This window comes from Acinetobacter sp. V110_1, from assembly GCF_031798975.1.
Lineage (GTDB): Bacteria > Pseudomonadota > Gammaproteobacteria > Pseudomonadales > Moraxellaceae > Acinetobacter > Acinetobacter nosocomialis_A.
Window position 1 is genome coordinate 1,258,850 of sequence record NZ_JAVQNN010000030.1, and the last position, 21,390, is coordinate 1,280,239.

Genomic DNA, 21,390 nt, shown 5'->3' on the forward strand with positions numbered 1-21,390 from the left:
CTCTCCTAACCAGTTTCTTAATTAATAACACCACTAATACCAATACGAACGCTTGGCTCACCTTGAGAAGCAGCTGCTACACCACCTGTGATTGACCAACGACCATTATCAGAGGTTTTACGTAAAGTCACACCGACAGCATTTTCACCACCATGATATGCAGCGCCTACAGCATAGGTATATTTACCTGCTACAAACGGCGCATTTTCTAGGGCCATTGCAGCGGCAATACCTGCATTGGCTTTTTTCTCAACGTCATCAATACGTTTATTGGTGTCATAAAACACTTGTTGTAACTGATCTCCCAGATTGGTAATTTTGTTGCCTAATTCTTGGTTCGACTGATTTAACGTACCAATGGCATCATGAATATTGTCTTTACCTGTTCCACCAATATTCTTAGTCGTGATTGAACCATCACTATTTACTGATGTATTTCCACCAATACTGTTTTTAATACTGTCTGAAATATTGTGAATCTGACCACCATTTACGGCTTGGTTTGAACCAGCTTTAATCTCGCCATCTTTAACACCTTGGACAACTCGATCACCGTCTTTACCAGCCATATTTACGCTAGTACCACCCGTGTCTTTACCGACCGTGATTTCACCATTTGGTTTTTGCTGTTGAACTAACCCAGCTTTACCATTAGAAATGTTGTCGATGTTATTTTGAATGTTCTTAATATCATTCGAGTTCTTATCGACTTGATTTTGAACATTCCATAATTGACCACCATTTACGGCGTCTTTAGAGCCTTCAGCAACTTTACCATCAGCTACATTTTTCAAATTGGTACCTTTATCTCCACCACCTAAAGTGACTGAGTTTTTGTCAACATTGCCATTTTTATCTTTGTCATACTGCACAGCATGATCAGAAAGTTTGCCAATATCTTTTCCAATTTGATCTTTAACTTCATTAATTTGCTTATCTAACTGGCCTTTATTAACTGCGTCTTTTGCATTTACCCCATCTGCAACATTGGTAATTTGCTTACTTCCCGCATCAATACCATTAATTGTGATGCTTGGACCGCCTTTAATGATAAGACCTTGCTGATTTAAGACATGACCACCGACATTTACACTGTCGAATTTCACATCTTTTAACATCTCGATTTTGATGCCATCTTCTGTGGTACGAGTAATAATGTTTTCACCACTAGTTTTATCTTCAACAGTTTCTGGATTAGCCCCACCTACAATATTAATAGTGTCACCAAGCTTACGGTGGACAGCTTTACCCTGAGTTGCTTTCTGGTCATTCGCACCAAAATTCAGCCCTTTTTGAGTCAGATCATTTACACCGTTGGTAACTTTCTCATCTACAGACTTGATTGCGTCATTGATGTTGTTTTTACCCGTGCCACCAATGTTGTTAGTGGTCAGACTACCGTCTGGGTTTACAACTGTATTTCCACCAATACTATTTTTAATACTTGTTGAGATGTTATGTACCTGACCACCATTTACAGCATCTTTAGAATTTTGTGCAATCACGCCATTCGCGACATCAGTAATTTTCTTACCGCCAGCATTAATGCCATCTTTAGTCATACTTGGACCATCTTTAATGGTTAGGCCATTATGATTAAGTACGCTATCACCTGTAGTAACGCTATCTAAAGTTAGATCTTTTTTGGTTGATACTTCGTAGTTAGTACTGCCATCTTTATTAACAGATTGTTTTACAACAATGTTGTCGCCTTCAGTTACAGTCGTTTTTGCTTTAGTTGCAGTATTTTTTACTTCACTAATTGCATCATTAATATTGTTTTTGCCTGTTCCACCAATGTTATTGGTCGTCAAACTACCGTCTGGGTTTACAACTGTATTGCCACCAATACTGTTTTTAATACTGTTTGAAATATTGTGAATCTGACTACCATTGACCGCTTCTTTTGAAGTTGATGAAACGTTACCTGCTTTCACATTATCTAAAACCGTGCCGTCTTTACCTTTTAAGGTAACTTTATCTTTGGTTTTGGCATCATCATATTTCACCGCAGCATCATCAGTTGCGTTCTGTTTAGCAGCAAGATCATCTAACTGACCTTTGTTTACTGCATCTTTAGCATTTACACCATCTGCAACATTGGTAATTTGTTTGCCACCAGCATTAATACCTTCTTTAGTAATGCTTGGACCTTCTTTAATCGTCAAACCATTATTGTTTAAAGTGGTATTGCCAGTAGTCACACTGTCAAACTTCGAGTCTTTTAATAGCTCAATCTGAATACCATCTTGAGTGGTACGGGTAATGACATTTTCACCGCTTGTCTTAGCTGCCGGAGTTGAAGCAGCTGCACCACCCACAATATTGAGCTTGTCACCAAGTTTACGATGTACATCTGCACCACTGTTGCCAGCAAAGTTCAAGCCTTTGTTTTCAACATCCTTAATACCGTTTGTAACTTTGTCATCTACAGACTTAATTGCATCATCAATGTTGTTTTTACCTGTTCCACCGATATTGTTAGTAGTCAGGCTACCATCCGGATTTACAACTGTATTTCCACCAATACTGTTTTTAATACTGTTCGAAATATTGTGAATCTGACTACCATTGACCGCTTCTTTTGAAGTCGCTGAAATGTTGCCTGCTTTCACATTATCTAAAACTGTGCCGTCTTTACCTTTTAAGGTGACTTTATCTTTAGTTTTAGCATCATCGTATTTCACCGCAGCATCATCAGTTGCATTTTGCTTGGCAGCAAGATCATCTAACTGACCTTTATTGACTGCATCTTTAGCATTTACACCATCTGCAACATTTGTAATTTGTTTACCGCCAGCATTAATACCTTCTTTGGTAATACTTGGGCCATCTTTAATCGTCAAACCATTGTTATTTAAAGTGGTGTTGCCAGTAGTTACACTGTCAAACTTCGAATCTTTTAATAGCTCAATATGAATACCATCTTGAGTAGTACGGGTAATGACATTTTCACCGCTTGTTTTTGAAGCTGGTGTTGAGGCAGCTGCACCACCCACAATATTGAGCTTCTCGCCAAGCTTACGGTGTACATCTGCACCACTGTTGCCAGCAAAGTTCAAGCCTTTGTTTTCAAGTTCAGTCTTGGTGTTGTCGATTTTGCTATTCAGTTCAGTTTTCGTATTACCAATCGTGTTGTTTAACTCAGTTTTAGTGTCGTTAATCTGAGTTGTTAACTGATCTTTGGTATTGTTTAACTTGGTATTGGTATCGGTAATTTGATTACTAAGATCATTCTTAGCATCATTTAAATTCTTGTTGGTATCTACAATTTGATTACCCAAATCTTTTTTCGCATCATTTAACTGATTATTTGTATCAGTGATTTTGCCATTTAAGCTCTCTTTTACTTTGGTGAGCTGATCAACATTCACTGCATCTTTAGCATTTACTCCATCAGCCACATTGGTAATTTGTTTACCACCTGCATTAATACCGTCTTTAGTAATGCTTGGACCGTCTTTAATAGTCAAACCATTATTGTTCAAAGTAGTGTTGCCAGTAGTCACACTGTCAAATTTTGAGTCTTTCAACAATTCAATCTGAATACCATCTTGAGTAGTACGGGTAATAACATTTTCACCACTTGTTTTTGAAGCTGGTGTTGAAGCAACTGCACCACCTACAATATTGAGCTTCTCGCCAAGCTTACGGTGTACTTCTGCACCGCTATTACCAGCAAAGTTCAAGCCTTTGTTTTCAAGCTCGGTCTTGGTGTTGTCAATTTTGGTATTCAGTTCAGTTTTCGTATTACTAATTGTATTGTTTAACTCAGTTTTAGTGTCATTAATCTGAGTCGTTAACTGATCTTTGGTATTGTTTAACTTGGTGTTTGTATCCGTAATCTGGTTACCCAAGTCAGTTTTTGTATCATCTAACTTTTGATTTAGATTGGTAATATTCTGAGCATTTTTACTAATATTGCTCGCGTTTTGATTTACACGTCCATCAACATTTTTAAGCTGACGTACTGTTACCGCATCTGAGTCAGCTGAGCCATCTTCAACATTAGTAATACGGCGTTCTTTTCCAGCCGACCCAACAGAAATAACACCATTAGATTTAGAAGCATCACGATTGGTCAGGAAAGAACTTCCTGTCGCTTCGGTTGCTACAGCATCTTGGCCTAAAGCAACACTATTTTTAGCTTCTACTTTACTGCGTGCACCTAAAGCTACACCACCTTCAACCAAAGACTGGGCACCTTGACCAACTGCAACTGCATTTTCTTGGTCAGCAATTGCACCACCACCAATGGCTGCAGCATTTTTACCCGTTGCTTTTGCACCGCCACCTACAGCAGCAGCATTTTCATTTGTAGCCTCAGCCCCTTTACCAATTGCAGCCGAGTTATCGCCTGTTGCTTGGGCACCACTACCAATTGCAGCAGCACTGTTTCCAGTTGCTTTTGCACCTTCACCTGGTTTGTTACCAGAGCCAATTGCTGTTGAATTTGTACCCGATGCCAATGAGTTAATACCCATTGCCGATGCACCATCACCTGTTGCTTGAGCAACCGCACCAAATGCAGCAGCCCCTTTACCCGAAGCATTTGACATGACGCCAAAAGCTGATGAAGCGTCACCTGTTGCTTTAGAGGTCATACCAAACGCAGAAGAAAATGCGCCTGTACCTACAGCTTGAGTACCGACAGCCGTTGAGCCGTGATTTGCTTCAGTTGTTGGATAGCTGCCTGCTTTAAGCACACCACCCGTAATTTCTGTATAAGTTTTACTCAGCTCAGCATCTTGGGCGATTTTATCGACATCATCACCACCAATTGCAACAGAAGAGTTCCCTTTGGCAATCACATCTGCACCAATCGCAATCGACTGATCTCCAATCGCTTTTGTCTGATCACCAATCGCAATCGACTGATTGCTATAGCCAGACGGTGTACCTTCTGCTCCTTTAGTCGATGCATTACGGCCGATAGCAACATCCCCACGACCAATCGTTTGACTGCTACTACCCATTGAAATTGCGCCAGAACCCATCGCCTGTGCATATGCACCAATCGCCATTGCCTCACGACCAGCAGCAGAAGTATTCACACCAACAGCAATTGCATTACGTCCAGTTGCCCCATCATTTTCAAAGTTACCACCTTGCTGACCGTTATCATTAATACTGACATAGTGAGTACGAGCAGCTTTTAACTGGCGTATAGTAGCAGCGTCAGAATCTGCAGCGCCGTCTGCTACGTTTTGAATACGGCGCTCACTTCCCACGTCACCAATTGATAAAACACCAGTTGGAGCGGATTGTTTAGTTAAGAAACTTTCACCCGTAGCCTGGACTGCTTTTGAATCTTTACCTACAGCAATACTATTTTCAGCTTCTGAACGCGCACCTTTACCAATTGCGACACCACCATCGAAAGTAGCCTCAGCTTGGTCTCCAATCACAACTGCATTATCTTTTTGTGCTTTTGCGCCTGTACCAATCGCAACAGACTTTTTACCTTTAGATTCTGAAAATGCACCAATCGCTAAAGCATTTTCCTCAGTGGCAACTGCGCCACCACCAAACGCAATCGAGTCCTTACCCGTTGCTTTTGTTGCCATTTTTGGTTGATAAGCAGCACCTGCTTGCCCCGCAACTGGGTCAGCATTTTCAATATCTGGCGAACCAATTGCAATTGAGCGGTAACCTTCTGCAGTTGCCGAGTGGCCAATTGCTAACGAGCCTTTACCTGTAGCTGCTGCAACATTACCAATGGCTTGAGAAAAATCTGCAGTCGCGGCAGATTGGCGCCCAAGTGCAAGAGCGGTATTTCCAGAAGATAGAGCACCTGTACCAATTGCGACACCTGAAATACCTTGAGTTGTCGCATAAGAACCAATTGCTGTACCTAAACCTTTCTCAACTACAGCACCAGTACCCACACTGATCGCCCCACCTTGTTTCATTGCGCCAGCATAAGCACCAGTAGAATTATTATAAGGATTATTACGATTTGCGATGTTAGAGCCTGTTCGGTCTTGAGTTTGGGCTCCACAACCAATAGCAACATCTTTTTCATTGGCAGTACTCGCATTCCCTTCACGACAAGAAGTTGTACCTGAAATAGATGTTCCTTGGCCTACTCCTCCGTCGGTATTTGTCCCTGCGAAAGCATTTGGAGCAAAACTAATTACACCAGTTAAAACTACCGCTGATACATTTAAAGTTTTTGATTTAGTCTTTGTTTTACCTTTTGCAATTTCAGATGTTGCAACCCATGCTCCAATCGAAGCATTCCAAATGACCTTATAAACTTTATTCATAAAACTTCTCAGACAAATACCAAACTCAAAGACCAATAAAAATGTACAAATACATTTTTAAAATTTTCGGCCCAAAAAAAGAGGCGGCATCCTAATTGAATAAATTTAAAGGGTAAATATAAAAATAAAATAATGAGAAGAAAAATTGTGATTTTAATCACAATTTACATTTTTATAATTAATTTTAAATTATTGAATTTAATAAATAAAAAATTAATTAACGCTAGAGTGTTTTGTTTTTGTTAAAAATAAGTAAACTTATTTTAAAATAGAATAATAACTCTAAATATATGATTAATTTTTATAAAATTAATAAAAATAAATACATTTTAAAATACATCTGTATATTATAAAAATAGAATATTAACTCTAAAATAAATATCATTATTGATATTATTATTCAACAATAATCACCCATTTAAAATACAGCTGTATATTATAAATAATAGTACATTTATCCTACTCATAATAAATTATAAAATAAATAAAATTTTAAATATACTTAATAAAAATACTTATTATAAAATAAAACTAAACAAAGTATTTGTTTCGAAAACTGACCTCCTTACTTGTACGGCAAAGACTAATTATTAAGTAAAAATGCTTACCTTCACTACAAAATTTTATTCTTCTTAAGAATTAATCTATTGATTCATAACATTTTTAAAAAAAAGTTGACTAAATTAGTCCTTTTTTCAACATTTTCTATTGTCATGCCCTTGTAATTTTTAAAATACACATCACTATAAAAAACATGGCAACCTCGTTGTCACTCATTAGGAGTGCCCATGTCTGAACTTATTATGAATGAAAAAACTGACTTAGAGCCTCAGGTTCCAAGTGTATTACCACTATTAGCCTTACGTGATGTGGTGGTTTATCCACACATGCAAATTGCGCTATTCGTGGGTCGTGAAAAATCGATCAATGCAGTTGAGGTGGCTCGTAACAGTGACAATTTAGTATTTGTAGTTGCGCAAAAAGATTCGCTTACAGAAGAAATTGATCACGACAATTTATACCAGTACGGTACAGTCGCTAAGATTGTACAAGTAGTTAATCATGAAAATGATGAAAACTGCATTAAAGTACTTATTGAAGGCTTACATCGTTCTAAGCTCACAAAAATTATCGATGAAGATAGTTATTTGACTGCTGAACACGATTTAAGTCCAATGACTATTAATGTAGATAAGGCAACTCAAGAAACTCGTTTACAAGAGTTACGTAACTTATTTGCTCAATATGCAGAAGCAAAATTACGTAATGCACGTGAACTAGTTGCTGCTGCCAATAAAATCGAAGACTTATTGCAACTTATGTTCTTCGTAGCAACTCGTGTACCTCTAAATATTGAAATTAAACAGAAGTTTTTAGAGCACGATGAGTTTGAAGCACATTTGCAAGAGTTAATGAACTACTTGATGAATCAATCTGCTGAACAGCAAATTGAGCAAACTTTACATGACAGCGTAAAACGCCAAATGGAAAAGAACCAACGTGAATACTTTCTAAATGAAAAAATGAAAGTCATTCAACGTGAACTTTCCGATATGAATGGCGGTGCTGAAGATGACGTTGCTGAAATTGAGAAACGTCTTGCTGAAGCTGATTTACCTGAACACGTACGCAAAAAAGCTGAAGCTGAGTTCCGTAAACTTAAAGCAATGCAACCAGCATCTAGTGAAGCTGCAGTTGTACGTAACTATCTAGAAGTGATTTTAGATACGCCGTGGAACAAAGCGAGCAAAGTCAGTATTAACTTAGCAAAAGCACAAGAAATTCTTGATGCTGACCACTATGGTCTTGATGATGTTAAAGACCGTATTGTTGAATACTTAGCTGTTCAATCACGTGTGAAAAAACTCAAAGGCCCTATCCTCTGTTTAGTAGGTCCTCCAGGGGTTGGTAAAACTTCACTCGGTGAATCAGTAGCTAAAGCAACAGGTCGTGAATTTGTTCGCATGGCGCTTGGTGGCGTACGTGATGAAGCAGAAATTCGTGGACATCGTCGTACTTATATTGGTGCGATGCCAGGTAAAATTGTGCAGTCTTTAACAAAAGTTGGCGTGAAGAACCCATTGTTCTTACTCGACGAAATTGACAAGATGGCGCAAGACTACCGTGGTGACCCAGCTTCTGCATTGCTTGAAGTACTTGATCCATCACAAAACAGTAAGTTCAACGATCACTATTTAGATCTTGATCTTGACCTTTCTGAAGTCATGTTCATCTGTACCGCAAACAGTATGAATATTCCAGAAGCACTACTGGACCGTATGGAAGTCATTCGTCTACCGGGTTATACCGAAGATGAAAAAGTAAACATTGCTGAGCGTTACCTTGTTCCTAAAGCAATTAAGAACAACGGATTACGTCCAAAAGAGTTAACAATTCATGAAGAAGCGATTCGTGACATTGTTCAACGCTATACACGTGAAGCTGGTGTTCGTAGTTTAGAACGTGAAGTTTCTAAAATTGCGCGTAAAGTGGTAAAAGAAGCGGTAAGTAAAAAGTCTAAAAACTTACAGCTTGACGTTACCTCTGCCAATCTTCCTGAATACCTAGGTCCACATAAATTTGACTTTGGTATGGCTGAAGATGAAGCACAAGTAGGCCGTGTAAATGGCTTGGCATGGACTTCTGTTGGTGGTGAGTTACTTACTATTGAAGTTGCAGCTGTTAAAGGTAAAGGTAAATTTATTACAACCGGTTCACTCGGTGACGTAATGAAAGAATCGATTACCGCAGCAATGACTGTAGTACGTACACGTGCTGACGAACTTGGTATAGAAGCATCTCGTTTTGAAGAAACTGATGTACACGTTCACTTACCTGAAGGTGCAACTCCAAAAGATGGTCCATCTGCTGGTTTGGCATTAACAACTGCACTTGTATCAGCATTTACTGGTATTGCGATTCGTCCAGATATCGCAATGACAGGTGAAACAAGTCTTGGTGGTCGTGCGATGCGTATCGGTGGCTTGAAAGAGAAACTTCTTGCTGCACATCGTGGTGGAATTAAGCTGGTCTTTATTCCTCAAGATAACGTTCGTGATTTGGCAGAGATTCCTGACAATGTGAAAGAAGGATTAGAAATCAAAGCTGTGAAAAGCATTGATGAAATCTTACCTTTAGCATTAACTTCAATGCCAAAGCCTTTACCTAAAACACCGATTGTAAAACCGGTAGAAGGCTCAAAAGCAGCGCGTCACTAATTTATAAAATAGAAAAAAGAGAGCTTTGGCTCTCTTTTTTTTGTTACATAATTTGATTGAAAAATATCCAACCTCCCTCATAATAAGAAGTGAGAGTAATTAATTTTATTATTTGCTCTTGTCTATCTTATGTCACAGATAGCCTTGTTTTTATTCTCTATGGTCATCTGAACTCCAGACAGATGATCATTTGATCGCAGTCCAACACCATTTTTTGGACTGCGTTTTTTATGCCCACTTACTGCCCCGCAGTTATTGTCTCCTCAGGTATAATATGTCAGCTGTTTTGACTGAATAGACCACATGAAAATTCGTATTCTGACCATTGGTCAAAAAATGCCTGCTTGGGTACTTACTGGTTTTGAAGATTATTTCAAACGCATCCAACCTTTTGTCCAGACTCAAGTGATTGAACTTCCAATGGCAAAACGGGGAAAAAACGACTCGGAAGCAGATATTTTAAAATACTGTCAAATTGAAGGTGATAGTATTTTAAATGCGTTAAAACCAAACGAGACACTTATTGCTTTAGAAGTGGGTGGACGTGAGCTCAGTACAGAAAAACTGGCTGACACCATGAAACAATGGATGCTTGAAGGTAATGATGTTGCATTGGCTATTGGTGGCCCAGATGGTTTGTCAGATCAAGTACGTAAAGCGGCTGCTTGGCATTGGTCACTCTCAAAACTTACCATGCCCCATCCTTTAGTACGTGTTTTATTAATCGAGCAGCTTTACCGAGCGATGAGCATTAATCATAATCATCCTTATCACCGTGCATAAAAAGAACAAACGTTTCATTTTAAGAACAATCCGTTGAAATCAGGATACTTTTAACATGTCCTGATTTTGGCATAATGACTATTATTCTGCTTTTCAACTCAGGTGTAATGAAATGGAACTACAAACCCTTCCCGGACTGTTTATTTCACATGGTTCACCCATGCTTGCACTTGATCCAGAACAAGTGGGTCCTGCTTTACACCGTCTTGGTATAAATCTACCTACTCCAAAGGCAATCATCGTGATGTCTGCTCACTGGGAAAGTAAAGCACTTGAAGTAAGTAGTTCGACTCGTCCGGAAACATGGCATGACTTTCGTGGTTTCCCACCAGAGTTGTACGAGATTCGCTATAGCGCACCTGGTCAACCAGAACTTGCCGAAGAAATATTGAAATTATTGGCAGATGCTCATTTTGTTGCACATGCCAATAGTACTCGTCCTCGCGACCACGGTGTATGGATGCCTCTTTTACACATGTATCCAGATGCAGACATTCCCGTTGTTGAAATTTCTTTGCCGATGACCTTAAGCGCACAAGAAATTTATCGAATTGGACAAACGCTTGCCCCTTTACGTGAAAAGCAAATCTTATTGATTGGCTCTGGAAGTATTACACATAATCTTGCTGAGTTGTCTTGGCAAGGAGATAATTCTAAAGTTCCTGAATGGGCTTCAACTTTTAGAAATACTGTCGTTAATAAGCTTTCACATCAAGATTACGATGGCGTGTTGGAATGGCAATCACTGCCTTATATAAAACGTAATCATCCAACTCTTGAACATTTTGCACCTTTGTTTTTTGCTATGGGAACTGGTCATCGTTTTACGATTGTTCATAGTAGCTTCACAATGGGCTCATTGGGTATGGATATATATCGTTTTGATTAATTTTTAGGAAATACCCCGTTTTTCGCGGGGTATACCATTATTTTTATGAAAAATTCGAATAATTTACAAACTTATACATTTTGAAAACCGAAACAATCATATGTTTACATTTTCTTTTTTTAAGAATGTTTTAAGCTTAGTGCTGTTGTTTTTTTACTTGAAGTTTTTTAAATGAAAATTAAATATTTAATTCTTGCGTTGTTACCTTTTTCTTTGATGGCGTGTCAAACAGTTTCAAACACTCAAGCTCCAATTGTATCTGAGCAACAACAAAATCTTGCAGCAACTTTAAGTGAATATGCTTGGACTTATCAAAATGTAAAAGCATCTAAGCCACTTATTCTTAACTTTAATGCAGACGGCAAATTAGCAATTAACACAGGTTGTAATGGTCAAGGTGGTACTTGGAAAGTTGAAGGTAACCAGCTTGTAACCTCTCCACTTGCATCAACAATGATGGCTTGCCAAGACGATTTAATGAAACAAGAACAATTGTCTAATAGCATCTTTAGTGAAGCAAAATTGCCAATTGAAATTAGTAACAGCAATGGTCAGGTAATCTTAAGCGTGACAGATAAAGCAGGTCAAAAGCATATTTTCCAAGGCGTAAAAGCAACTAATACTCAAGCTTTAACTGATTATTCATGGTCATATCAACCTGAAAATACTAAAAAGCCGATTGTTCTTAACTTCACAAACGACCGTTTATCTATCGCAACAGGTTGTAACCGCCAAGGCACTACTTGGAAAGTTGAAAACAATACCATCGTAACTGCTGATGTAATGTCGACTATGATGGCGTGTGAACCTGCATTAATGAAACAGGAACAATTCTCTAGCAGCCTGTTCCAAAAACGTGCGATTCCATTTGAACTTAATACATCAAATGCCGATCAACCAACATTGACAATCGTTGATGCTCAAGGTCAGAAATATACGTTCACAGGTAAAATGACACCTGAAGCAAAATACCAGTCTGAAGGTAAAACTGTTTTTCTTGAAGTAGCGCCAGAAACTAAATCTTGTACGGGTGTTGCGCCACAAACTTGCTTGCAAGTTCGTGAAGTTAAATATGATGACAAAGGCGTTAAAACTTATGCCGACAAAAACTGGTCATTATATTATGGTCAAATCGAAGGTTTTGAACACAATCCAAACCAACGCGTAATTTTACGTGTAAAACGCTTTGAAGTGAAAAACCCAGCAGCAGATCAATCTAGCCAAGCAGATGTGTTAGATATGGTTGTAGAGCAAGAAATGGTTAAAAAGCCTAAAAAATAATTTTTAGACTAAAAAAAATCCGATGCTTTTGCATCGGATTTTTTATTTCTATATTTTAATAAATACCTTGTGCAAGCATCGCATCAGCAACTTTTACAAAGCCTGCAATATTGGCACCATCTACATAGTTCACAGTACCGTCTTCTTTAGTACCATATCTAACACAATTGGCATGAATGTCTTTCATGATTGCATGTAAGCGTTCATCAACCTCAGCATGTGTCCAGCCCAAACGAATTGCATTTTGAGACATTTCTAAACCTGAAGTTGCTACCCCACCCGCATTAGATGCTTTACCCGGAGCATATAAAATCTTAGCTTCAATAAAATGTTCAACAGCTTCAAGTGTAGATGGCATGTTAGCGCCTTCAGCTACACAAATGACACCATTAGCGATCAGTGCTTTAGCATCTTCATCGGTTAATTCATTTTGTGTTGCACATGGTAAAGCAATATCTACAGGAATATGCCAAGGTGTTTTACCTTCAAAATATTCAAAGCCATGCTTAGAAGCAAACTCTGAAATACGTCCACGTTTAACGTTTTTCAACTCCATAACTTCAGCCAGCAACTCATCTGTAAAACCATTTTTTAGATAAACAGTACCATTAGAGTCAGATAAGCTGACCACTTTTGCGCCCAAGAACATTGCCTTTTCCGCAGCATATTGAGCAACGTTACCAGAACCAGAGACCGAAACAGTTTTACCAGCAAAAGATAGCCCACGTGTTTTTAGCATTTCTTCTGCAAAATAAACCGTACCATAACCTGTTGCTTCCGGGCGCATTAAGCTGCCGCCAAATGAAATTCCTTTACCAGTAAATACACATGCAGTGTCATTACTGAGTTTTTTCATCATGCCAGCCATGTAGCCTACTTCACGCGCACCCACACCAATATCTCCAGCAGGGATATCGGTATTTGGACCTAAATGACGGTAAAGCTCAATCATCAGAGCCTGACAGAATCGCATAATTTCAGCATCAGATTTACCTTTAGGGTTAAAATCTGAACCACCTTTCCCACCACCCATTGGTAAAGTGGTCAGTGAGTTTTTAAAAGTTTGCTCAAAACCTAAAAATTTCAAAATAGATAGGTTGACCGATGGATGGAAACGCATCCCACCCTTGAATGGACCAATTGCTGAATTATATTGAACACGAAAAGCACGGTTCACTTGAGTCTGGCCTTGATCATCCATCCATGAAACACGAAATTGAATTACACGCTCTGGTTCAACCAAACGCTCTAACAATCCATGCTCTGCATATTCCGGATTTTTTTCAATAAATGGCCACAAGCTTGTCATGACTTCTTCGACAGCTTGTAAAAACTCAGGTTGATGCGGATCACGCGCTTGCACGTAATTCAGGAATTCATTCAGATTGTTATATTTCAATGCACGGTCCTCAGCATAGTAATGAATTAAATTGGTGCAATACATTTTAAAATGCATCATTTAGCAGCAAAATATTAAATCCCTTTCCATCAATTTTAACAATAGTTATTTTAAATTATTTTATTTTACTTAATTATCATAAACTTAATTTTAGAAAAACTTCCTAAAAATCAGAAATAGTCATTTATCTTTTCACTTTTATTGATCTATTATTGTGCAACATTAGCTACATTTTAGGTCAGTTAAAAAGCCAATAAATTCGTTAAAATCCATTGACCTTACTTAGGTTTTTCTTCATTATCGCATCGTTTTAAGCAAGCTATTTTCCTCTATGAATCCATCTATTTCTCTCATACGCGAGATTGATGCGTTATTACCACAAACACAATGTGGTTTGTGTGGACACCGTGACGGTTGTCTACCTTACGCAAAGTCCATTGCTGAAGGTGAAGAAGCAAATAAATGTGTTCCTGGTGGACAGCCAGTGGCCGATGCGCTCGCAAAATTATTAAATCGCTCGTCGTTACCTGCTGAAACAAGTGTTTGGCCTGTACAAGCCGATGGACGCCCACAACGCATGAAAGCGATTATTCGCGAAGACGAATGTATCGGATGTACAAAATGTATTAATGCCTGCCCTGTAGATGCCATTATTGGTAGTGGTAAGCTTATGCATACCATCTTGACTGATTTGTGTACAGGTTGTGAGTTATGTATTCCACCCTGCCCAGTTGACTGTATTGATCTGGTCGAAGACACTCAAGCTTTACCGAACGAACAACAGCGCATTGCAGAGCAAGATGATTTAAGACAACGTTACTACGCGCATATTCAACGCGAAGAGAAACGTCGTATACATCGTAAAGGGCCTGTAGTACGTGCTGAAATTGATACCCAACTTTTTGCACAGTTCTCTCAAGCACTTGACGATTTGCCTTCAATTCAGCTCATTGAGAAGCCAAAAGAAGCAATTGTAAATGATGCGAAAACTACGATTGAATTAGCTAAAATTCGCACACAAATTAAAAAGTTGGAAAAGCAGCTCAGTGTTCGAGAAGATGCAAAAAAACGTCTTCAACTTGATGAACTACAACAGCAACTCATTCAATTACAGGAGGTCTGAATGGCCGTCAAAAACATGACGAAAAAGCAGATTCAAATTTTCTTTGAACGCCTTCGTGAACAAAGACCTTCTCCAGAAACCGAATTAAAATATTCATCACCTTTTGAATTATTAATTGCCGTCATGTTATCGGCACAAGCGACCGATGTTAGCGTAAACAAAGCAACAGATAAGCTTTATCCTGTCGCCAATACTGCTGAAAAAATCTATAACTTAGGTGTAGACGGCTTAAAAGAATATATAAAGACCATCGGCCTTTATAACGCGAAAGCTGAAAATGTCATTAAGACCTGTAAAATTTTAATGGAACAATTTAACGGTGAGGTTCCAAGCAACAGAAAAGACTTGGAAGCTCTACCAGGCGTAGGACGTAAAACAGCTAATGTGGTTTTAAATACAGCATTCGGACAACCGACTATGGCTGTCGACACACATATTTTTCGTGTGGGAAATCGAACCGGCTTAGCAGTAGGCAAAAATGTTCTCGAAGTTGAATATCGCCTAGTTAAGGTAATTCCGAAAGAATTTATTGTAGATGCGCACCATTGGTTGATATTACATGGCCGTTACTGCTGTATCGCACGTAAACCAAAATGTTCAGAATGTGTCGTTTCCGATGTGTGTAACTGGCCAGACCGCTTTGAATTTGGCGCTATGAAAACAATTCCAACAAAAAACCTCAGTTAATCCTGAGGTTTTTTAATCTGCTGTAATTTCGGATGTAGTTGACGTTCTCGTTCATTCTTTTTATTTTCCAAAGCCTGTTGTTTCTGCACATGACGCAGCATTTTTTGACTTTGATATAGTAAAAATAACAATAGTGCCAGACTCAGCAATACCACTAAAATCAAAATGATTTTCATATCGTTCTCCCGCACTTAATGAAAGAAAAGAGCCCTCACAAAGAGGGCTCTTTATCACAAATAATATTAAATTATTTGTCTAAGATGTTGAACAAATCTTTTTGTACATCTTCGATAGTACGCAAGCCATCGAGCTTGTCATAAGTTGGCGCATTTTCACCAGAAGCAGCACGACCTTGGTAGAAACCAACTAATTGCTCTGTTTCAGTATGATAAGACGCTAGACGCTTACGGATTGTTTCTTCTTGGTCATCTGGACGTTGAACAAGATCTTCACCAGTTTCGTCATCTTTACCTTCCACTTTAGGTGGATTGTATACAGTGTGGTAAACACGACCAGAAGCTGGGTGCTGACGGCGACCAGAAAGACGTTTTACGATTTCTTCGTCAGGTACATCAATTTCGATCACGTGATCAATACTGATGCCTTCTTTTTCCAATGCTTCTGCTTGAGGAATAGTACGTGGGAAACCATCGAAAATGCAGCCATTTGCACAGTCAGGTTGAGCAATACGTTCTTTTACTAAACCGATAATGAGTTCATCTGAAACTAAACCGCCAGATTCCATTACACTTTTAGCTTTTAAACCTAATTCAGTACCTTCACGAATCGCAGCACGGAGCATATCACCGGTTGAAATTTGTGGGACATTGTAGCGCTTACAGATCAACTGAGCCTGAGTCCCTTTGCCTGCCCCAGGTGGTCCGAGTAAGATAATGCGCATAAAAAACATCCTCATTTAAAACAATGAATGTGAGGTCTGGCAGATTTAATTTCGTTGATCTTCAATAAATCCTGCCCGACTTCGAATTATAAGAAAGCCACAAACAAATGTATTGTACCAGCAATAAATCCGGTTACCCCACCTAGTACAATAAGAATCCACTCGTCCTCTTGGAATGCTGGACGTAACAAATTCTGAAACTCTTTTGGTGTTAGTTCACGAATACGCTCTTTAAACATTTGAAAAATCTTCTGTGCCCGGCTTGCATTCAGTGCAGGGTCACATACGGGTCCCATCGTAATTTCAATTGAACGATCAATCAAGTCCGTCTTTAATCTTGCGTACTCTCTTGGACCCAAAGAAAGCTGTAAAGATGTTCGAACAAGTGGAGTTTCCATGATTTCGTTAATATGACGTTTAACAATACGACGTGTTTTGTCCTTGCGTGGACCATACATCATTTCTGTCATAATCGATTTTAACGTAATCAGATCTTCTGTCACTACACTAGAGAAGACTTCAGAGACTTCTTCTTGACGCTTCATGAAAGCACCTTGGAAATTATAGGTACCAATTCGTAAAACAGGCACAATCCAAGGGAACTTACGATCTTTTGTTAATCTAAAAATTTGCGGATAACGGATGTAATGCGGCTCGATTGGGTTAAATACCATCCAGATTGCAATCCAGTTGGTTAAAAAGCCCCAAATAGATGCCCAAAACGGTACAGTCCAATGCCATGGCACCACAAACCAGACAACCATCTGGAAAATACCGAAGAACATCCCGATTAAAGCACTAATATGCCAAATAAAGTTGATTTCTTTTTGCCCAACTTTTAAAAACATACGTACCATTAAACGGCGGTCACCTTCCATTTGGCTGACCACCATTTCACGCATATCAACCAGTGACTCGACATTCATGGTCAGTTCAGTCACTAATTCTCTTAGCACACCGGGTAACTGCTTATGCGCTTGAGCATAAATACGGCGCTTAATCGAATAAGGTAAATTTTCCCAAAGCACTGCATTACGATCGATCATCACTTCATCAATCAAATGCTCAAGTTCAAATCCGACTTGTTCGCCAATAATACGTGCCATGTCTTCAGGGTCCATTGCCTCTAAAAACTCACGCAAAGAACCTAACTTGGATAGAGTATTATCGGTAATAATTCCTGAGATACGCCCTGCTTTACGTGGCACAATACCTTGCCAGCCAACTGGCAAAGGACCTAAGTGAAATCCCCAAAATTTAATTGGGTAAAACACCATTTTTAAAGCCATCCACACATGTGCCCATGTGACAAAGGCAGTGACCGGAATGATACTTAAAACGGCCCAAAAATCAGGTCTGTGTAAAAAGGTCTGCCACAATCCGCTGACGTACTCTAACATGTAAGACTCTCGTATTTATTTGTGCTCTGCTTATGGCGAGTTAACGATAAGCTGCTTTGTTTTATAAACCAAAACTTAGAGAATAAGAAAATTGTATTTGCGGTTTCGTATCGGCAGCAACAGCTCCATTCTGGTCAGTTAATTTTTCAGCTGCTCCAATACCCACACTAAACGTACTAATTCTTTCTGAATTCAACAATACATATGCCAAATCGACACCAGCACCTAAGCGAGATTTATACTCTCCGTCTACCGATTTGCTATCAAGATGTCCAGCATAAAAGCCAATATAGTAACCATTTTTATCTGTTCCGGTAAGGTAGTAAGGATAGCGAAATCCAACTTGTCCACCGGCAGTTTTATCACCATTTAAAAATGCACCAACTTTTGCATAAGCAATTCCATAAGGATTTACCCACTCACCATTGAGATGTAACAATTTTTGAGTAAAACCTGCGCCTACATTCCAAGTCGCTGCTTTATGATCTGCTAATTTTGCTTCTGGAAGAAATGAATAATCTTGAGCATTTGCCCAACAGCTTACTGTCAAAACTGCAAGTAAGGGATAAATTTTTCTCATTATTTTCTCCATTTTCCCTAATCGTATAGTGAGAACAACCCTATTCTATTGAATGAGAGACTTTAACAGAATTATTTTGCTTCTTATATACAAGACTCTACAATTTTGTTGTCTACAAAGTCAAAAAAGCCAATTTGCCTCTTCACTGAAACTTTGAAAATTATGCAATATTTTAACTGCGCTTGCGTTAGAATAAGCAGCTATTTTTCTCACCCTATGTCATTAAGTCGATCCGTATGAAACAGCACTTTCCTTTAAAAGATATCCAGCAAGAAAAGCGCATTTATCGAGGTCGTATATTTTTTGCCGTAGGTCTTGTGATTATCTGTCTATTGGTATTAGCCAGCCGATACGCTTATCTGCAAATTTTTCATTACGATGAGTTCTCAACTGCATCGGATAAAAACCGTATTCGCTTACAACCGCTCCCCCCTGCTCGTGGTTATATTTATGACCGTAATGGGGTTTTACTGGCAGATAATTACCCGGTTTTTACCGCAACATTAAGTAAGGCAGACGTTGAAGATCCTGATGCAGTTATTGAACAATTACAACCAATTCTAGAGCTTACTCAAGAAGATGTAGACCGCTTTAAAAGCCGTATTAAAACGGCGCGTAAAACTGAACGCGTAGCAATTAAGCTCAACTTAACCGAGACAAATATTGCCAAGTTTAGTGAAGTTAAATACAAATTCCCTGGGGTGAGAATTGAAACCCAAATGACGCGCTATTATCCGCATGGTGAATTGTTTGCTCATGTGATTGGATATGTTGGCCGTATTAACGATAAAGAATTAAAAAGTATTGATAAAGATTTATACGCTGGAACAAACCTGATTGGTAAAATTGGCGTAGAGAAAAGCTATGAAGATTTACTTCACGGAACACCGGGTTATGAATCTGTAGAAGCCGATGCACATAGTAATGTATTGCGTCATTTAGGACGTAAAGATCCAACTCGTGGTAATGACCTGTACTTATCATTGGATTATGGTTTACAAGTTATAGCATCACAGCAACTTGCTGGTCGCCGTGGTGCAATTGTTGCGATAGACCCACGTACTGGCGAAATTCTTGCCTTGGTTTCAAGCCCAAGCTTTAACCCAAACTTATTTGTGACGGGTATTAATCATAAAGATTATAGCTCTCTACGTGACAACATCGACCAACCTCTTTATAACCGTGCTGTTCAAGGGGCATACCCTCCTGGTTCGACCATTAAACCAATGGAAGCGATGGGCGGTTTACATTATGGTATTGTCGACTGGTCTACTGCTATTTCTGACCCAGGTTACTTCCATTTACCTGGTGACTCTCACAAATTCCGTGACTGGAAAAAAACTGGTCATGGCATCGTAAACATGCACAAAGCCATTATCATGTCTTGCGATACCTATTTTTATATTTTGGCAAATCAAATGGGCATCGACCAGATGAACCAATGGATGCGCCAATTTGGCTTTGGTCAAAAAACAGGTGTCGACTTACCAAGTGAAAGTGAAGGTTTATACCCAAGTCCTGAATGGAAAATGCGTACACGCAAAACCAAATGGATGAAAGGTGAAACTATTTCCGTGAGTATTGGTCAAGGTGCATTTACTGCAACCCCATTACAACTTGCAATGGCAACAGCCATTACAGCGAATCACGGCTCGCATGTAGTTCCTCATGTTCTACGCGCATCGCATGGTGCAAAACCATTTACAGTCCGTAATGCACCTGATGGAAAAATTAATTTCAACGGTACAGACGAAGACTGGGTAAAAATGCGAGAAGCCATGATTGATGTAATTCAATCAGGTACTGGACGTGGTATCCGTACATCGCTCTATCAAATTGCCGGAAAAACAGGTACTGCACAGGTTAAGAGTATTGCGCAAGGTAAACGCTACAACGAAGCTGCGCTTAGTGAACGCCAACTTGACCATGGTCTTTTTGTTGGGTTTGCACCTGCTGACAAACCTGAAATTGCTATTGCAGTCATTTGGGAAAATGGTCGTCATGGTGGTTCAGCAGCTCAACTTGCTAAGCCGATATTTGATTACTGGTTATTAACCCGCAATAAAAATCCGATTCGTCCAGCCAACCATCAAGTCAATGGTGGCCTTATGACAGCCGGAATTAAACCGGGTGAGCTTCCAAGTGGCGGCGAAACTGCTAGCTCTACTCCAGCAGCTGCTACAACTACCGCAGCAGCAACATCTGCTCCACAAGCTGCTCCTGCTCGCCCTGCTACAAATGAGATCGATGAATAATGAAAAATCAATTACGCATTATTGGGGGCGAATGGAAAAGACGAGTTTTACCATTTGCCAGTATTGAGGGTTTAAGACCCACCCCAGATCGTGTCCGTGAAACGTTATTTAACTGGCTCATGTGGGACATTCAAAATGCTCAGGTTCTCGATATTTGTACAGGTTCTGGTGCTTTAGGTTTTGAAGCACTTTCACGCGGTGCCGCATCTGTTTACATGATTGAGCCAGATAAGACTCAAGCACGATTTTTAAAAGATAATATTCAACTACTAAAAGCTCAAAATTGTCATTTAGTTAATGCAACTGCTCAGCAAGCATTACCGCGCTTAAAAGAACAGTTTGATGTCGTTTTTTTAGATCCACCTTATAGTCTCGATCTATGGCAAGAGCTCGCTCATTTGGCAGATTCGCATATTAAAAAGAATGGGTACATTTATATTGAGGCTGACCGAGATTTAGCTCAGCTTCAACTTCCGGCAACATGGCAACAAGTTAAAACCACTAAAGCTGGCACAGTACACGCTGGGCTTTATCAGAAAATTTAATCATGTAGGATTTTATAAAGAATTACTTTACCTGATCTATTTATTTGAATTCGATTATTT

At 39.1% G+C, this 21,390-nt stretch carries 14 protein-coding genes; 8 read left to right on the forward strand and 6 right to left on the reverse strand.

What is annotated here, in order from left to right; translation table 11 throughout:
- Positions 1–17 precede the first annotated feature (17 nt).
- Positions 18–6,269 carry a trimeric autotransporter adhesin Ata gene (gene ata, locus RMA95_RS16785; protein WP_311072048.1) on the reverse strand — a complete coding sequence of 2,084 codons (6,252 nt, stop codon included), beginning with the start codon at positions 6,267–6,269 and terminating at the stop codon, positions 18–20.
- A gap of 788 nt (positions 6,270–7,057) precedes the next feature.
- Between ata and lon the strand changes: the two genes are divergently transcribed.
- The 4 genes from lon (at position 7,058) to RMA95_RS16805 (ending at position 12,440) form a co-directional block, all read left to right on the forward strand.
- Positions 7,058–9,487: an endopeptidase La gene (gene lon, locus RMA95_RS16790; RefSeq protein WP_311072050.1), complete on the forward strand. Its 2,430-nt coding sequence runs from the start codon at positions 7,058–7,060 to the stop codon at positions 9,485–9,487.
- 303 nt (positions 9,488–9,790) lie between these two features.
- Entirely contained in the window at positions 9,791–10,270 is a 480-nt protein-coding gene (rlmH, locus tag RMA95_RS16795; RefSeq protein WP_311072052.1) for a 23S rRNA (pseudouridine(1915)-N(3))-methyltransferase RlmH, read from the forward strand.
- Positions 10,271–10,382: 112 nt separating this feature from the next.
- Positions 10,383–11,159, forward strand: coding sequence for a dioxygenase (locus RMA95_RS16800; protein WP_263613187.1), 777 nt, complete (start codon positions 10,383–10,385; stop codon positions 11,157–11,159).
- Positions 11,160–11,330: 171 nt separating this feature from the next.
- Positions 11,331–12,440: an META and DUF4377 domain-containing protein gene (locus tag RMA95_RS16805; protein WP_311072054.1), complete on the forward strand. Its 1,110-nt coding sequence runs from the start codon at positions 11,331–11,333 to the stop codon at positions 12,438–12,440.
- 55 nt (positions 12,441–12,495) lie between these two features.
- On the opposite strand, the gene gdhA is transcribed toward RMA95_RS16805, so the two are convergent.
- Entirely contained in the window at positions 12,496–13,899 is a 1,404-nt protein-coding gene (gene gdhA, locus RMA95_RS16810; RefSeq protein WP_311072056.1) for an NADP-specific glutamate dehydrogenase, read from the reverse strand.
- 271 nt (positions 13,900–14,170) lie between these two features.
- Between gdhA and RMA95_RS16815 the strand changes: the two genes are divergently transcribed.
- On the forward strand, positions 14,171–14,962 hold the full coding sequence (locus RMA95_RS16815; protein WP_151763454.1) for an RnfABCDGE type electron transport complex subunit B: 792 nt from the start codon (positions 14,171–14,173) through the stop codon (positions 14,960–14,962).
- Positions 14,963–15,649, forward strand: coding sequence for an endonuclease III (gene nth, locus RMA95_RS16820; RefSeq protein WP_311072059.1), 687 nt, complete (start codon positions 14,963–14,965; stop codon positions 15,647–15,649).
- Here the strand turns inward: nth and RMA95_RS16825 are convergent.
- The 4 genes from RMA95_RS16825 to RMA95_RS16840 form a co-directional block, all read right to left on the reverse strand.
- The gene (locus tag RMA95_RS16825; RefSeq protein ID WP_311072060.1) at positions 15,646–15,825 is read right to left on the reverse strand and encodes a hypothetical protein; all 180 of its coding nucleotides are present in this window, start codon (positions 15,823–15,825) and stop codon (positions 15,646–15,648) included. The genes nth and RMA95_RS16825 overlap by 4 nt on opposite strands.
- Before the next feature lie 71 nt (positions 15,826–15,896).
- Positions 15,897–16,550 carry an adenylate kinase gene (adk, locus tag RMA95_RS16830; protein WP_002117671.1) on the reverse strand — a complete coding sequence of 218 codons (654 nt, stop codon included), beginning with the start codon at positions 16,548–16,550 and terminating at the stop codon, positions 15,897–15,899.
- An 86-nt stretch (positions 16,551–16,636) separates the two neighbouring features.
- Positions 16,637–17,950 carry a hypothetical protein gene (locus RMA95_RS16835; protein WP_263613182.1) on the reverse strand — a complete coding sequence of 438 codons (1,314 nt, stop codon included), beginning with the start codon at positions 17,948–17,950 and terminating at the stop codon, positions 16,637–16,639.
- A 61-nt stretch (positions 17,951–18,011) separates the two neighbouring features.
- Positions 18,012–18,530: a hypothetical protein gene (locus RMA95_RS16840; RefSeq protein ID WP_311072062.1), complete on the reverse strand. Its 519-nt coding sequence runs from the start codon at positions 18,528–18,530 to the stop codon at positions 18,012–18,014.
- Positions 18,531–18,766: 236 nt separating this feature from the next.
- On the opposite strand from RMA95_RS16840, the gene mrdA reads away from it, so the two are divergent.
- Both mrdA and rsmD read left to right on the forward strand, forming a co-directional pair.
- Positions 18,767–20,785 carry a penicillin-binding protein 2 gene (gene mrdA / locus RMA95_RS16845; RefSeq protein ID WP_311072064.1) on the forward strand — a complete coding sequence of 673 codons (2,019 nt, stop codon included), beginning with the start codon at positions 18,767–18,769 and terminating at the stop codon, positions 20,783–20,785.
- Entirely contained in the window at positions 20,785–21,330 is a 546-nt protein-coding gene (gene rsmD / locus RMA95_RS16850; RefSeq protein WP_311072065.1) for a 16S rRNA (guanine(966)-N(2))-methyltransferase RsmD, read from the forward strand. Before mrdA ends, rsmD begins: the two co-directional genes overlap by 1 nt.
- Positions 21,331–21,390 lie beyond the last annotated feature (60 nt).

Excerpts from the sequence above, each read along its gene's own strand:
- ata (WP_311072048.1), bottom strand. The coding sequence starts at position 6,269 with ATGAATAAAGTTTATAAGGTCATTTGGAATGCTTCGATTGGAGCATGG.
- lon (WP_311072050.1), top strand. The coding sequence starts at position 7,058 with ATGTCTGAACTTATTATGAATGAAAAAACTGACTTAGAGCCTCAGGTT.
- rlmH (WP_311072052.1), top strand. The coding sequence starts at position 9,791 with ATGAAAATTCGTATTCTGACCATTGGTCAAAAAATGCCTGCTTGGGTA.
- RMA95_RS16800 (WP_263613187.1), top strand. The coding sequence starts at position 10,383 with ATGGAACTACAAACCCTTCCCGGACTGTTTATTTCACATGGTTCACCC.
- RMA95_RS16805 (WP_311072054.1), top strand. The coding sequence starts at position 11,331 with ATGAAAATTAAATATTTAATTCTTGCGTTGTTACCTTTTTCTTTGATG.
- gdhA (WP_311072056.1), bottom strand. The coding sequence starts at position 13,899 with ATGATGCATTTTAAAATGTATTGCACCAATTTAATTCATTACTATGCT.
- RMA95_RS16815 (WP_151763454.1), top strand. The coding sequence starts at position 14,171 with ATGAATCCATCTATTTCTCTCATACGCGAGATTGATGCGTTATTACCA.
- nth (WP_311072059.1), top strand. The coding sequence starts at position 14,963 with ATGGCCGTCAAAAACATGACGAAAAAGCAGATTCAAATTTTCTTTGAA.
- RMA95_RS16825 (WP_311072060.1), bottom strand. The coding sequence starts at position 15,825 with ATGAAAATCATTTTGATTTTAGTGGTATTGCTGAGTCTGGCACTATTG.
- adk (WP_002117671.1), bottom strand. The coding sequence starts at position 16,550 with ATGCGCATTATCTTACTCGGACCACCTGGGGCAGGCAAAGGGACTCAG.
- RMA95_RS16835 (WP_263613182.1), bottom strand. The coding sequence starts at position 17,950 with ATGTTAGAGTACGTCAGCGGATTGTGGCAGACCTTTTTACACAGACCT.
- RMA95_RS16840 (WP_311072062.1), bottom strand. The coding sequence starts at position 18,530 with ATGAGAAAAATTTATCCCTTACTTGCAGTTTTGACAGTAAGCTGTTGG.
- mrdA (WP_311072064.1), top strand. The coding sequence starts at position 18,767 with ATGAAACAGCACTTTCCTTTAAAAGATATCCAGCAAGAAAAGCGCATT.
- rsmD (WP_311072065.1), top strand. The coding sequence starts at position 20,785 with ATGAAAAATCAATTACGCATTATTGGGGGCGAATGGAAAAGACGAGTT.